This window comes from Pseudomonas sp. 34 E 7 (assembly GCF_900005715.1).
Classification (GTDB): domain Bacteria; phylum Pseudomonadota; class Gammaproteobacteria; order Pseudomonadales; family Pseudomonadaceae; genus Aquipseudomonas; species Aquipseudomonas orientalis_A.
Genome location: NZ_CVTX01000193.1, coordinates 1 through 14,371, shown reverse-complemented (window position 1 = coordinate 14,371; position 14,371 = coordinate 1). Strand labels below are relative to the sequence as shown.

Annotated in this window: 10 protein-coding genes; 8 read left to right on the top strand and 2 right to left on the bottom strand. The window is 62.4% G+C overall.

Features of this window, described 5'->3' with window-relative positions:
• The first annotated feature begins 63 nt into the window (after positions 1 to 63).
• The 7 genes from BFP96_RS27940 to BFP96_RS27910 all read left to right on the top strand — a co-directional run bounded on the left by BFP96_RS27940 (position 64) and on the right by BFP96_RS27910 (position 7,538).
• Positions 64 to 738 carry a nicotinamidase gene (locus BFP96_RS27940; protein ID WP_065937421.1) on the top strand — a complete coding sequence of 225 codons (675 nt, stop codon included), beginning with the start codon at positions 64 to 66 and terminating at the stop codon, positions 736 to 738.
• A complete protein-coding gene (gene pncB, locus BFP96_RS27935) occupies positions 722 to 1,939 on the top strand; it encodes a nicotinate phosphoribosyltransferase (protein WP_065894281.1) in 1,218 nt (405 codons plus the stop codon). Before BFP96_RS27940 ends, pncB begins: the two co-directional genes overlap by 17 nt.
• A 1-nt stretch (position 1,940) precedes the next feature.
• Complete coding sequence (gene nadE, locus BFP96_RS27930; protein ID WP_065894283.1) at positions 1,941 to 2,756, top strand: ammonia-dependent NAD(+) synthetase; 816 nt, start codon at positions 1,941 to 1,943, stop codon at positions 2,754 to 2,756.
• 117 nt (positions 2,757 to 2,873) lie between these two features.
• The gene (locus tag BFP96_RS27925) at positions 2,874 to 3,341 is read left to right on the top strand and encodes a hypothetical protein (RefSeq protein ID WP_065937420.1); all 468 of its coding nucleotides are present in this window, start codon (positions 2,874 to 2,876) and stop codon (positions 3,339 to 3,341) included.
• A 169-nt stretch (positions 3,342 to 3,510) separates the two neighbouring features.
• Positions 3,511 to 4,764 (top strand): hypothetical protein, encoded by a 1,254-nt coding sequence (locus tag BFP96_RS30985; protein ID WP_065937419.1) that lies wholly within the window; start codon positions 3,511 to 3,513, stop codon positions 4,762 to 4,764.
• A 184-nt stretch (positions 4,765 to 4,948) separates the two neighbouring features.
• Entirely contained in the window at positions 4,949 to 6,304 is a 1,356-nt protein-coding gene (locus BFP96_RS27915) for an MATE family efflux transporter (protein ID WP_065884695.1), read from the top strand.
• 40 nt (positions 6,305 to 6,344) lie between these two features.
• The gene (locus BFP96_RS27910; protein WP_065894291.1) at positions 6,345 to 7,538 is read left to right on the top strand and encodes an MFS transporter; all 1,194 of its coding nucleotides are present in this window, start codon (positions 6,345 to 6,347) and stop codon (positions 7,536 to 7,538) included.
• Here BFP96_RS27910 and BFP96_RS27905 read toward each other — a convergent pair.
• On the bottom strand, positions 7,517 to 7,870 hold the full coding sequence (locus BFP96_RS27905; protein WP_065894293.1) for a type II toxin-antitoxin system HicB family antitoxin: 354 nt from the start codon (positions 7,868 to 7,870) through the stop codon (positions 7,517 to 7,519). The genes BFP96_RS27910 and BFP96_RS27905 overlap by 22 nt on opposite strands.
• On the bottom strand, positions 7,867 to 8,118 hold the full coding sequence (locus BFP96_RS27900) for a type II toxin-antitoxin system HicA family toxin (protein WP_065894295.1): 252 nt from the start codon (positions 8,116 to 8,118) through the stop codon (positions 7,867 to 7,869). The genes BFP96_RS27905 and BFP96_RS27900 overlap by 4 nt, the downstream gene beginning before the upstream one ends.
• A gap of 208 nt (positions 8,119 to 8,326) precedes the next feature.
• Here BFP96_RS27900 and BFP96_RS27895 point away from each other — a divergent pair.
• A partial coding sequence (locus tag BFP96_RS27895) for a non-ribosomal peptide synthetase (RefSeq protein ID WP_139113460.1) occupies positions 8,327 to 14,371 on the top strand: 6,045 nt, incomplete at its 3' end.

Genomic DNA, 14,371 nt, shown 5'->3' with positions numbered 1-14,371 from the left:
AATACTTGTTGCCTTGAAAGTACATGACATGTACTTTTGTTTCCAGGCCACCGGAGAATCACCATGACCCTCGCCAAAACTGCCATTGCCTCATTCGATGTGGATGCCCAGAAGAGTTTCACGCCGCTGTGCCCCGACGAACTGCCCGTAGCCGGAGGAGACCTGATCGGTGCCGAACTCAACTACATGGCCAGCCTTGCCGGGCGCCGTATCGGCAGCAAGGACGCCCACAGCCCGCAGGCGCCCTGGGTGGTCGAGCAGCACAGCCAGATGCTGCAACCTACCGGCCTGGCTCACGCCGATGTCACCTGGGTCAGCCACTGCGTGCCGGGTACCGAGGGCTTCACCTTGCTGGCTGAATTGCCCAGCCCTTATGACTACGACTACTTCGTGTGGAAGGGCGTCGAACCCGACCTGCACCCCTACGGCGCTTGCTACCACGACCTGCACGACAAGCTGTCGACCGGCGTCATTGAATACCTCAAGGCCCGGGGCATCGTCCGCGTGCTCGTCGGTGGCCTGGCCCTGGACTACTGCGTCAAGACCACCGCCCTGCAACTGCTCAAGGCCGGGCTGCAGGTGGTGTTGCACCTGCCGGGGTGTCGAGGGATCACTGAAGAGGGCGGCGTGCAGGCCGTCAACGAATTGCTCAAGGCCGGTGCCGCTATCAGCCGCACCCGCGAAGAACTGGCCGCGATGGCCACGCTTAAGGAGATCCACCATGGAAAGCGCCTATGACACCGAGTCCCCGGTCATCCAGGGCTTGCTCGACACCGATTACTACACCTTCACCATGATGCAGGCGGTGCTGCACCAGCACCCCAATGTGGATGTGGAGTACAACTTCATCGTCCGCTCCAGGGAAAAACTCGGCCATCTGATCCCGCAGCTGCGCGCCGAGCTGGAACAGCTGGCCGGCCTGCAGATGCGTGAAGGCGAGCTGCGCTTCCTGTTCAACCCGCGCTTTCGCGAATACCTCACGCCGGATTACGAGCGCTTCCTCGGGCTGTTTCGCTTCAACCTGCGTTATATCCACGTCAGTGAAGTGGACGGGCAATTGAACATCCGGGTGATCGGCCCGATGCTGCACTGCATCATGTTCGAGCAACCGGTACTGGCGCTGGTCAGCGAGCTGCGCAACCGCGACAAGTACCCCGACGTCACCCTCGAAGACGTCACCCGCAAGCTCTACCAGAAGTTCGACTGGCTGGAGAAAAACCTCAGCCGCGACGAACTGGCCGACCTGCGCGTCTCCGACTTTTCCACGCGGCGGCGCCTGTCATTCAAGGCCCAGCGCGAAGTGGTGGACATCATGCGCCGCGACTTCCCCGGCCAGTTCCTCGGCACCAGCAACGCACACCTGGCCTATGAATTCGACTTGCCGCTGATCGGCACCATGGCCCACCAATGGCTGATGGTGCACCAGCAACTGGGGCGCCTGCGCGAAAGCCAGAACGCCGCACTGGAAAACTGGGTGCGCGAGTACCGCGGCCGTCTTGGCATGGCCCTGACCGATTGCATCAGCACCGATTTCTTCCTCAAGGATTTCGATCTGTACTTCGCCAAGCTCTACGACGGCCTGCGCCAGGATTCCGGGGACCCCATCGTGTGGGCCGACAAGGTGCTGGCCAGATACAAGGCGCTCGGTATCGACCCGATGACCAAAGACCTTATGTTCTCCGATGGTCTGAATTTCGAAAAATGCCTGCCGATCCTGCGGCATATCCGCGGCAAGGCCAGGTTCGGCTTCGGCATGGGCACCAGCCTTGCCTGTGATGTGGACGGCGTGGAGCCATTGAGTATCGTGATGAAGCTGGTGCGAGTACACGGCGAGCCTGTGGTGAAATTTTCCGATGACCCGGTCAAGAACGTCTGCGAAGACCCATCGTTCCTGCAGTACGCAGCACAGGTATTCAACGTTGGTAGCGTGGAGGCATGACATGCACACTCAAGAACGCATCGCCCGTGAGTTGAACGTAGACCGCTTGCTGGTCGCAGGTGGCGAGGCCCGGGAAATTCAACGACGCATCGATTTCATCAAGCGCGTGTTGCGCGCTTCTGCCTGCAAGGCGCTGGTACTGGGTATCAGCGGCGGTGTCGACTCATTGCTCGCAGGCCGCCTGTGCCAGTTGGCGGTGCAGCAACTGCGCGACGAAGACTACGCCGCGCGCTTTATCGCCATGCGTCTGCCCTACAAAACCCAGGGCGACGAACACGATGCCCAGGCCTCCCTGGATTTTATCCTGCCGGACCATGTCGACACCCTGGACATTGCCGTCAGTGTCGACGGCCTGATGGCCAACCTGGCCGCTGCGCAAGCCAGTGCCGCACAACGCGATTTCATCAAGGGCAATGTCAAGGCCCGCGCGCGCATGATCGCGCAGTATGCACTCGCCAACCTGCACAATGGCCTGGTGGTCGGCACCGACCAGGCGGCCGAAGCGCTGATGGGGTTCTTCACTAAATTCGGCGACGGCGCCTGCGACCTGGCGCCGTTGTCTGGCCTGACCAAATCCCAGGTGCGCCTGCTTGCCACCGCACTCGGTGCCCCGGCAAAACTGGCGCAAAAGCCGCCGACTGCCGATCTTGAAGAACTGGCACCGGGAAAACTCGATGAGGACGCCTACGGTTGCTCGTACGCCGAGATCGACGCGTACTTGATGGGCGAACCGGTGAGCGAGCGGGTGAGGGCGATTGTCGAGGCGGCATATGGCAAGACAGCGCATAAACGTGCGCTGCCGATTGCCCCGCAGTAGGCGCGGGCTGCAAGCCATATCAGGAAGTGTCTCGCCATGAAATGGAATTTTTCCTACATTATTGAAGGATGAGGATTCTTTACGCTCTGAGCTTTCAATGAGTTCAGGATCAACGGAATGGCTTCCAGCGTATTGAAAGCGAGTGACTCAATTGCTGGCGTCTTGCGCCGCTACCTGCCAGTGCTTCTCGGCACGACGGCCATGGCGATTTTGTCAGGCATCCTGGTGACGGTATTGGATGATGCGACCTATCTGCGCCGGTTCGACCCGTCGCTCAAAGCGCAGATGTCGGGGTGGAGTCTTGTCGCATTGGCGACTGTTGCCGTGTTTTCCAATGCCATGATGGTGTGCGGTCGGCGTTGGGCGGGTGTTGTCCTGGCAAGCTATTTTGCGATGTGTCTGATGCTGGTGGTACCGACCCTGCAGTACCATCCCCACACCTTGGCCTATACGTTGGGTGTCGTATGTCCGCTGTGCGGATTGCTGCTGCTCAATAGCGAACGCCACCGCGAGATGCGCCACTCGCTGCTCAAGCTACGTGTTCTGCGCCACGACGGCGGTCGGGCCGCAGATCGCTCCGCTTGACCCTGCACTTCGCCGGCCCTCGCAGGCGTTTGGTGGATAGTCCGATTCTGATGCGAAACCCTATGTGTGTTTGGAACTGCACTGTTTCAGTTGCCACCAACAGGCAGCCGAACCGAGCGCTTGTTTGTTTGGCCAGGCCGTTGTTACGTCCAAGACATGAGGTGTTGCCATGATGAATACTTACTTAAACCAGCCGTTCTATTCGCCTCCGCCTGTGCAGAACCGCGAATTTCCCTCAGCGGGTAATGCGATGGCGAATATGCCCAGCGTAATGACCAGCAATTATTCCCACTCGGCCGTTGCAGACATGCTGCTGCAAAACTTCGAGTATTTCAGATCGCCTGGCAGTTCTTTCGCGTCTCGAGAGTCGCTGGCTGATGTGGCCAATCGTCCATTGGGGATGGGCGGTCATGATGATCAGATGACGTTGCTTGCCAGGGATATATTGGGTCGGCCCGGTCTCGCAAGCCTGTTTGACGGTGTTCAAAATGGCGCTCAGGAAGATGGCCTGATTAACCGCGAGGATATGCAACTGGCTATCGGTCAGTTGTCTCAGCAGGAGGCGGGCGGCTATTCCCCACTGTCAGGCAATCGATTTGCCGGGGGCGATTACGGCGCGATGCAACAGCAGAGAATAAATCAGCAATGCTCTCCTCAGTTCAACGCGCAACCTGCATTTGGTGGTGGGCCGCAAGGCATGCAAGGCTGGCAGGCGTCGCAGCCCCCGTCTTATATGGGTGTGCAAGGTAGCCAGCCATGGAGCCCGGTGATGGCCGCAGGTCGACCCTATGCCAATGACAGTGACGAGGCGTTCTCGGCCAAGGTGCTTTCCCATTTCGGTGCCCTGCAAGATCCTTCACGAGGTAGCATCACGGATGAGTCGCTGAGCGCCGCTGCGTCGGGACATACCCTGGATGGACGGCCCATCAGTGCGGCCGATACTGCTGTCGCGCAGGAATTGATGGAGCGAGGACAACTGTTCAAGACACTGGATCAAGGCCGCAGTGGCGTGCTTGACGGCAGTATCTCCCGGCAGGACCTGGGGGATGCATCAAATACATTCAGGACGATGAGCGACGAAGGGCTGCTGCATGCCGTCAAAAATAATTTCAGACAGTTTACCGCCGGTGCGGATGACAAGTACGTCAATGTGAATGAGCTGAAAGAGGCGGCGGGTCTTACCCCGTCCACACGAACCTTCAGTCCGCAAGCGCGCGAAGTGGCCCTGGAATTGCTCAATCGTCCTGGCTTGTTGCGTGAGCTGGATATCGGCGTTCGGGAGGAGGGCAAGCCGGGCGCTGAAGACCAACGCTTTGATATGGTCAACATCGACCATATGATCGACCAGCAATCCTCCCGTGCGCCAAGCAAACCCTACGCCAGCGCGTATGCGGGTAACTTCTCCGTATCCGCCGGCGGGTAATATTTGCGGCTATCAAAGGCTGCTTTCCGGTAGGCGGATAGCAGCCGTCCCTGGCACCTGCCTCGTTGCACGCAACTACCTGCCCTCTGGAGTGGTCCATCGATCTCGGCGTACCATTGGCGGTTCAGCGCCAACAGCCTCAAGCGATTGACCACTCCACTGCCACCCAGGGGCCCAAACCATCATGGAAGTCACCCAGCAACGACCGTTGTGGCAGGTTTACCTGTTCTTTCTGGCACCGATGGTGCTCTCCAATTTTCTGCAAAGCTTCTCCGGTACGCTCAACGGTATCTATGTCGGGCAGATGCTCGGTACCCACGCGCTGGCGGCGGTGTCGGGCATGTTCCCCATCGTGTTTTTCTTCATCGCCCTGGTGATTGGCCTGGGTGCCGGCGCCTCGGTGCTGATCGGCCAGGCCTGGGGCGCCGGGGAGACTGGACTGGTCAAGGTGATCACCGGCGCCACGCTGACCCTGGGCGCACTGATAGGCTTGCTCGCGGCCGTACTGGGTGGGCTGTTTGCGCGCCCCGCGTTGCAGGCCCTGGGAACCCCCGTCGATGTGCTGGACGATGCGGTGGGCTACGCCCAGGTGATGATGCTGATCATGCCGCTGCTGCTGGTCTTTATCCTTTATACCCAGCTGCTGCGCGGCGTCAGCGACACGGTTTCGCCGTTGTTGGCGCTGATGGTATCGACCCTGGTGGGCTTGTTGCTGACGCCGGCGCTGATCCGCGGTTGGATCGGCCTGCCGCCCATGGGCATCCAGAGTGCGGCGTACGCCGGGCTGGCGGGGAATGCCCTGGCGATGCTGTTCCTGATTCTGCGCCTGCGCCACAAGCACCATGTGATGGCGCCGGATCGCGACATGCTCGCAGCCCTGCGCCTGGACCGGGTGATCCTCGGCAAGGTCCTGCGCATCGGGTTGCCTACCGGCTTGCAGATGGTGGTGCTGTCGTTGTCCGAATTGGTCATCCTGGCGCTGGTCAACGGCCATGGTTCCCAGGCAACGGCGGCGTACGGCGCGGTGACGCAGATCGTCAATTACGTGCAGTTTCCGGCGCTGTCGATTGCCATCACCGCCTCGATCCTGGGCGCGCAGGCCATTGGCGCCGGTCGCCTGGAGCGCATCGGGCCGATCCTGCGCACCGGGCTGTTGATCAATACCGGCCTCACCGGTGGCCTGATCGTGCTCGGCTACGGGTTGTCGCATTGGCTGCTGGGTCTGTTCATCACCGACGCCGCCGCGCGCGTCAACGCCGAGCACCTGTTGCATATCATGCTGTGGAGCATCCTGGTGTTCGGCTTCCAGGCCGTGATCGGCGGGATCATGCGTGCCAGCGGCGTGGTGCTGATGCCGGTCGCTATCTCGATTTTCTGTGTGCTGTGCGTGGAATTGCCGGTGGCGTACCTGTTCAATGCGCACTTTGGCCTGGAAGGCGTATGGATGGCATTTCCGGTGACTTACCTGGCGATGCTGGTGTTGCAGACAGCCTATTACCGCCTGGTATGGCGGCATAAGCAGATCAAGCGGCTGGTGTGATACAAGGTTGCCCCACCTAAGGACAGAAGGCGCTTTATCAATGGCAAATCCCTACGCCGCGTTGTTTCAGGTTCCCGGCGCTCGCGCTTTTGTCCTGGCGGGCATGCTGGCACGCATGCCGATATCCATGACCGGTATCGGCCTGATCACCATGCTCTCGCAGGTGCATGGCGGTTATGGCCTGGCGGGCTCGGTGGCGGCGGTGTTCGCGTTGGCCACGGCATTTTGTGCGCCGCAGGTATCGCGTCTGGTGGATCGATACGGCCAGGGCAGGGTGCTGCCGATCGCCGCGCTGATCGGTGGGGGCGCGTTGTTGATGGTGCTGCTGTGCACGCGTGTGCAGGCGCCGAACTGGACGTTGTTCCTGTTCGCCGCGCTGGCCGGTTGCATGCCCAACATGTCGGCCATGGTGCGAGCGCGCTGGACCGAGTTGTACCGCGGCCAGCCCAGGCTGCAAACCGCGTTCGCCCTGGAGTCGGTGCTCGATGAGGTGTGCTTTATCATCGGCCCGCCCATTTCGGTCGGTCTGAGCGTGGTGCTGTTTGCCGAGGCCGGGCCTTTGGCGGCGGCGCTGTTGCTGGCGGTGGGCGTGACCACTTTCGTGCTGCAACGCGAGACCGAGCCGCCGGTGCACCCACGCCACGACCACCATGGACGCTGGCTGATCGCCTCGCCTTCGGTGCTGATCCTGATGACCCTGTTGCTGGCCATGGGTGTAATTGTCGGGGTGGTGGATGTGGTCAGCGTCGCCTTTGCCCAGCATCAGGGTCAACCCGCCGCGGCGAGTATCGTGCTGTCGGTCTACGCCATCGGCTCCTGCCTGGCCGGCCTGGCTTTCGGCACGCTCAAGCTCAAGGCCTCGTTGCCCCGGCAGTTTCTGTTCTGCGGCGTGGCCACGGCGTTGACCACCTTGCCGTTGCTGTGGGTGACCGATATTCCGGGCCTGGCCGTGGCGATCTTTATCTCCGGCCTGTTCTTCGCCCCGACCCTGATCGTGTCCATGGCGCTGGTGGAGCAAGTGGTCCCACCGAGCCGCCTCACTGAAGGCATGACCTGGCTGATCACCGGCCTGAGCATCGGCGTGGCGATTGGCGCCGCCAGCTCGGGCTGGATGATTGACCACTCCGGCGCCGCCAGCGGGTTCTGGGTGGCGCTGGCGGCGGGGTTGGTGGTGTTGGGTTCGGCCGTGCTGGGGTATCGGCGGTTGGGCAGTCAGCCAATCGCCGGGCAATGATGTTGTAAAAACTCATTCAGCGCCTGGCGTGTCAGATCGTTCAACGTCACTTTCTTGCGGGTCGCCGCCAGCGCTGCCGCCAAATGCAGATCATGACCCACGCGTACGTTGAACGAGCCCTTGCAAGGCTTTTCCGGCGTTTGCCCGAGGGCCTGGCAGGTGGCGAGGTAATCGTCCACCGCCTCTCTGAAGGCCGCGTCCAGCTCGGCGACGGTTTTGCCTTCGTAGCTCACCAACGCCTTGATGAACAGGATTTTGCCGAACAGGCAGTTGTCTTCGAGGCTGGCTTCGATGGAGCCGATGTAGCCTTTGTGTTTCAGCTGGTTGTTCACTGAATCAGTTCTCCTGATTTCAATTGTTCGATGATTTGGCGCCGAATGTAGTGTTTCAGTTCGTTGCCGGGGTGAGGCTTGTGCAGGGTAATCAGTGCACTGGGGTCGCCGATATCGAATTTGACCCGGCTTCCAGCCCCTTCAATCTGTGTGTAGCCCAGTCGGCGTAACAGCGTTACGAGTTCAGACCAGGTGAATGCCACGTGCTCATCGAGCAGTTTGGCGAGCAGCTTTTCATTTTTGGACACGGCGTTCCCTGCGTGTAACTAAATGTAGTTGCAAAAAGTGGTGTACGTCAATGCTAGCTTGGGTTGACGTGTCTTTCTCAAGATTGATGTAACCCTTGATGACACCTCGCTTGCAGCCCCCATTGCTCGCTAATTTTTCCCTCTGCGGTTCGTTTTATAGGGACGACGTGCCTTTGTGCTTCCTGCCTATTGCTCCGGACTCCAACAAATGAATGCTGAAGACTCCTTGAAACTTGCTCGCCGGTTTATCGGGTTGCCCCTGGAAAAGCGCCAAGTGTTCCTGCAGGCCCTGCAGAAAGAAGGCGTGGATTTTTCCCGGTTTCCGATTCCGGCGGGGGTGGAGGCAGAGGACCGCCAGGCGCTGTCCTACGCGCAGCAGCGCATGTGGTTTCTGTGGCAGTTGGACCCGGCCAGCGGCGCCTATAACCTGCCCGGCGCCGTACGCTTGAAGGGTGCGCTGAGCCTGGACTCCCTGGACCAGGCGTTCGCCAGCCTGGTGGCGCGCCACGAAACCTTGCGCACGGTGTTTCAGCGCCAGGCGGATGAGCGGCTGGCCCAGGTTCCAATCGAACCGTCAGGGGTAGTCGAGCACCTGGACCTCAGTAACTTGGCCCCCGCTGACCGTGAGCAGGCCGTCAACGCGTCGGCAACGCGTCAGTCGCTGTTGCCGTTCGACCTGGAACACGGCCCGCTGCTGCGCGTGCAACTGCTCAAGCTCGATGCACACGAGCACGTGTTGCTGCTGACCTTGCACCACATCGTCTCCGACGGTTGGTCGATGAATGTGTTGATCGACGAATTCATCCGTTTCTATGACGCTCACGAGCGCAACGAAGCGCCGCAATTGCCGGCGCTGGCGATCCAGTACAGCGACTACGCCCTCTGGCAGCGTCGCTGGCTGGAAGCCGGCGAGCAGGCGCGCCAGCTGCAATACTGGCAGGCGCGCCTGGGCGATGAACACCCGGTGCTGGAGCTGCCGACCGACCGTCCACTCCCGGCCATGCCCAGCTACCAGGGCACGCGCCACACCTTCGAGATCGACCCGGCGCTGGCCGCGCAATTGCGCACGTGCGCGCAAACGCACAACGTCACCTTGTTCATGCTGCTGCTCGGCGCGTTCAATGTGCTGCTGCATCGCTACACGGGGCAGGGCGATATACGCGTCGGCGTGCCCATCGCCAACCGCAATCGCACTGAAGTCGAAGGGCTGATCGGTTTCTTCGTCAATACCCAGGTGCTGCGCACCGAACTGACCGGACAAACCCGCGTCGCCGAACTGCTGCAAGGCATCAAGGAACACGCCCTGGGTGCCCAGGCGCATCAGGAATTGCCGTTCGAACGCTTGGTGGAAGCCTTGAAAGTCGAGCGTAGCCTGAGCCATACGCCGCTGTTCCAGGTGATGTACAACCATCAGCCGGTGGTGGCGGACATCGCCTCCGTCAGCACCGCCTCCGGCCTGGAACTGGCCCTGGTGGAATGGCAGGGTCGCACCACGCAGTTCGACCTTACCCTCGACACCTATGAAAAATCAGGCACCCTGCATGCCGCGCTGACATACGCCAACGACCTGTTCGACGCGCCTTCCATCCAGCGCATGGCCCGCCATTGGATCAGCCTGTTGCAGGCGATGGTGGCGGACGGTGAACAGCGCATCGGCGAGTTGCCGATGCTGGGCGCTGACGAGCAGCAGGTATTGGTCAAGGCCTGGAACCACACCGCCGCGCCGTACCCGACCGAACGCGCGATCCATCACCTGATTGAAGACCAGGCCCAACGCACGCCGGATGCCCCGGCGCTGGTATTCGGTGAGGTCACCCTGACCTATGCCCAGCTTGACGCGCGCGCCAACCGGTTAGCCCATGCATTGCGCGAGCGAGGCGTCGGCCCGGATGTGCTGGTGGGGATCTGTGTCGAGCGTTCCATCGACATGGTCGTGGGCCTGTTGGCCATCCTCAAGGCAGGCGGCGCCTACGTCCCGCTGGACCCGGAATACCCTGGGGAACGCCTGGCCTACATGATCGACGACAGCGGCATCACGCTGCTGCTCAGCCAGCAAAACCTGTTGGCGCGACTGCCGACCGCAGGCATCCAGGTGATAGCCCTGGACCAGCCCGCCGACTGGCTCGACGCCTACAGCAGCGAGTCCCCGAACGTCACCCTCCATGGGTTGAACCTGGCCTATGTGATCTACACCTCCGGCTCCACCGGCAAGCCCAAGGGCGCCGGTAACAGCCATCGTGCGCTGGTCAACCGCCTGTGCTGGATGCAGCAGGCCTACGCACTCGATGGCAGCGACGCGGTGCTGCAGAAAACGCCGTTCAGCTTCGACGTTTCGGTGTGGGAGTTTTTCTGGCCGCTGATGACCGGCGCGCGCCTGGTGGTCGCCGCACCGGGAGAGCACCGTGAACCGGCCCGCCTGATCGAGACCATCAAGCGGCACGCCATCACCACCCTGCATTTCGTGCCGTCCATGTTGCAGGCGTTCATCCATGAGCCAGGCGTAGGCGCCTGCGCCAGCCTCAAGCGCATTGTCTGCAGCGGCGAAGCCTTGCCGTTGGACGCGCAACTGCAGGTGTTCGCCAAGCTGGCGAATGCGGCCTTGTACAACCTCTACGGCCCGACCGAAGCCGCGATCGACGTGACCCACTGGACCTGCATCGATGAAGGCGCCGACAGCGTGCCGATTGGCCGGCCGATCGCCAACCTCGGCACCTACGTGCTCGATGCCCAGCTCAACCCGGTACCGGCCGGTGTTGCGGGTGAGCTTTACCTGGGCGGCACCGGTCTGGCGCGCAGCTACCATCGTCGCCCGGCGCTGACCGCCGAGCGCTTTGTGCCGAGCCCCTTCGTGGCCGCTGAGCGCCTGTACCGTACCGGCGACCGTGTGCGTCAGCGCGCCGATGGGGTGATCGAATACCTCGGCCGCCTCGACCACCAGGTCAAGCTGCGCGGCTTGCGCATCGAACTGGGCGAGATCGAAACACGCTTGATGCAGCACCCGCAGGTGCGCGAAGCAGTGGTCCTGGTACAGGGCGGCAAGCAGCTGGTGGCCTATCTGGTCCTTGAAAGCGAGGCCGTCGGCGACCTCAAGGCCTGGCTGCTCAACAGCCTGCCGGAATACATGGTGCCGACCCATTTCATCACCCTGGCCAGGCTGCCGGTGACCGCCAACGGCAAGCTCGATCGCAAGGCGCTGCCACTGCCGGACACTGCGCCGCAGCAGGCTTTCGCCGCGCCTGAAAACCCCCTGCAACAAGCCTTGGCCGCGATCTGGAGCAGTGTGCTAGGCATCGAAGCCGTAGGCCTGGACGATAACTTTTTCGAGCTGGGCGGCGATTCGATCATTTCCATCCAGGTGGTCAGCCGTGCCCGTCAGGCCGGTATCCGCCTCAGCCCGCGCGACCTGTTCCAATACCAGAGCGTGCGCAGCCTGGCGCTGGTGGCGAGCTTCGATGAGCTCAATGCGATCGATCAAGGCCCGGTCAGCGGTGAGGTCATCCTGACGCCGGTGCAGCAGGGCTTTTTCGCCCAGACCATCCCGGCGCGTCAGCATTGGAACCAGTCATTGCTGCTGACGCCGCGTGAAACCCTGGAGTTCTCTCGACTCGATGCGGCGGTGATGCAATTGATCCGGCATCACGACGCCCTGCGTCTGCGCTTCGTGGCGCAGGGCGAGGGTTGGCAACAGCATCACGCCGCGCAGGTCGGCGCATCGGTGTTGTGGCAGGCCAGTGCCGGCAGCGACGCCGAATTCGCCGCGCTGTGCGATGAGGCCCAGCGCAGCCTGGACCTGGAGCACGGCCCGCTGCTGCGCGCCGCCCTGGTCGATATGGCCGACGGTACCCAGCGTTTGCTGTTGGTGGTGCACCATTTGGTGGTGGATGGCGTGTCCTGGCGCATCCTGCTGGAAGACCTGCAACAGGCTTATCGCGAACAGACATTGCCGGCAAAGACCAGCGCCTACCAGCACTGGGCGCAGCGCCTGCAAGACCACGCGCAGGCCCTCGATCACCAACTGCCGTACTGGCAGGCGCAATCCATCGATGCCGAGTTGCCTTGCGATCACCCCGAGGGTGGCCTGCAAAATCGCCTGGGCGCCAAGCTTGAAACGCGCCTCGATGCCGAGCACACGCGCCAGTTGCTGCAAGAGGCGCCGGCGGCCTATCGCACCCAGGTCAATGACCTGTTGCTCACCGCCCTGGCACGGGTGGTCAGCCGTTGGAGCGGTCATCCCGCCGCGCTGATCCAGCTGGAAGGACATGGTCGCGAGGACCTGTTCGATGGCATCGACCTGACCCGCACCGTCGGCTGGTTCACCAGCCTGTTTCCATTGCGCCTGCAAGCCGATGGCGAGCTGTCCGGTGCAATTAAGGCGGTCAAGGAGCAACTGCGCGCCGTCCCCGACAAGGGCCTGGGCTATGGCCTGCTGCGCTACCTCGGCGCGCCGCAAGCGCGCGAATCCCTGGCCGGGCTGGCCGCGCCACGCATCACCTTCAACTACTTGGGCCAGTTCGACCGCCAGTTCGATGAGTCGGCGCTGTTCGTACCGGCCGGCGAGGGCAGTGGCCAGGCTCAGGACCCCGAGGCGCCGCTGGCCAACTGGCTGACGGTGGAAGGGCAGGTGTATGGCGGTGAGTTGGCCTTGCAGTGGGGCTTCAGTCGCGAGATGTTCGAACCCTCGACCATCCAGCGCCTGGCGGACGAATACGCCGCTGAACTCAAGGCCCTGATCGAACATTGCTGTGCCACGCCGGCCGGGCAGGTCACGCCATCGGATTTCCCCCTGGCACGCGTCACCCAGGCGCAACTGGATGCATTGCCGGTGGCCGGGCCGGCCATCGCAGACCTTTACCCCTTGTCGCCGATGCAGCAGGGCATGCTGTTCCACACGCTGTTGGAACCCGAGGCCCAGGCCTATATCAACCAGCTGCGTCTGGACATCGACGGCCTCGACCTGCTTGCGTTCGGGCGCGCCTGGCAGGCCGCGCTGGACCGTCACGACATCCTGCGCAGCAGCTTCCATTGGCTGGGCCTGGACAGCGCGCATCAAGTGATTCGCCGCCAGGTCGACCTGCAACTGCAAGTGATTGAAGACCCCCGCGCCGATTTCGATGCACTGGCCAATGCCGAGCGTGAGCGCGGCTTCGAACTCAATGCCGCGCCGCTGTTTCGCCTGGTGCTGGTGCGTGGCGCGGGCACGACCTGGCAGCTGATTTTCACCAGCCACCACATCCTGATGGATGGCTGGAGCAACGCCCAGTTGCTCGGCGAAGTGCTTGCTCATTACGCGGGCCAGGCCGTGCCTGCACCGCTTGGGCAATTTCGCGATTACCTGGGCTGGCTGCAACAGCAAGGCAATGGCGAAGCATTCTGGAAAGCCGAGCTGGCGCCATTGCCGGCGCCGACCCGGTTAGCCCAGGCGCTGCGCGCGCCGGTTGACGGTGCGGGGACTGCAGAGCATCACGTCGTGTTGGGCAGTGACTTCACCCAGCGCCTCGGTGAGTTCGCCCGCCAGCATAAAGTGACCCTCAACACCCTGTTGCAGGGCGCCTGGGGCCTGCTGCTGCAACGCTACACCGGGCAGGCTTGCGTGGCTTTCGGCGCCACCGTGGCCGGGCGTTCCGCGCCGTTGCCGGGGATCGAGCAACAGTTGGGCCTGTTCATCAATACCTTGCCGATCATCAGCGCCGCCTCGCCGGCGCAATCCGCCGCCAGTTGGCTCAGCCAGTTGCAGGCGCAGAACCTCAGCCTGCGCGATCACGAGCATGTGCCGCTCTACGACATCCAGGGCTGGGCCGGCCAGCAAGGCGCCGCGCTGTTCGATACCCTGCTGGTGTTTGAAAACTTCCCGGTGGCCGAAGCGCTGAAACAGGGCGCGCCGGCCGGCCTGACCTTCGGGCCGCTGCATAACCATGAGCGCACCCATTACCCATTGACCCTTGGCATCGAACTGGGCACCGGACTGGGCCTGGAGTTCAGCTACGACCGCGCGCAGTTCAGCGCGTCTCAGGTCACGCGGCTGGGGGACAACCTGCACCATCTGCTGGCGCAACTGCTGGCCGACGCTCACGTCCCCCTGGGCAATCTGCGCCTGCTCGACGCCACCGCGCAGCGCGACGTGCTTGCCCTCAGCCAGTTGCCGGCGACCGCCGGAGGTCATCAACACGCCCATGAGCGCATCGCGGCCCAGGCCCAGGCCACGCCTGACGCACTGGCGGTGCAGGCCGGCAGCGAACGCTTGAGTTACGCCCAA

What these genes read in the sequence shown, in the direction of transcription:
- BFP96_RS27940 (WP_065937421.1), top strand. Translation starts at nt 64, where the DNA reads ATGACCCTCGCCAAAACTGCCATTGCCTCATTCGATGTGGATGCCCAG.
- pncB (WP_065894281.1), top strand. Translation starts at nt 722, where the DNA reads ATGGAAAGCGCCTATGACACCGAGTCCCCGGTCATCCAGGGCTTGCTC.
- nadE (WP_065894283.1), top strand. Translation starts at nt 1,941, where the DNA reads ATGCACACTCAAGAACGCATCGCCCGTGAGTTGAACGTAGACCGCTTG.
- BFP96_RS27925 (WP_065937420.1), top strand. Translation starts at nt 2,874, where the DNA reads ATGGCTTCCAGCGTATTGAAAGCGAGTGACTCAATTGCTGGCGTCTTG.
- BFP96_RS30985 (WP_065937419.1), top strand. Translation starts at nt 3,511, where the DNA reads ATGATGAATACTTACTTAAACCAGCCGTTCTATTCGCCTCCGCCTGTG.
- BFP96_RS27915 (WP_065884695.1), top strand. Translation starts at nt 4,949, where the DNA reads ATGGAAGTCACCCAGCAACGACCGTTGTGGCAGGTTTACCTGTTCTTT.
- BFP96_RS27910 (WP_065894291.1), top strand. Translation starts at nt 6,345, where the DNA reads ATGGCAAATCCCTACGCCGCGTTGTTTCAGGTTCCCGGCGCTCGCGCT.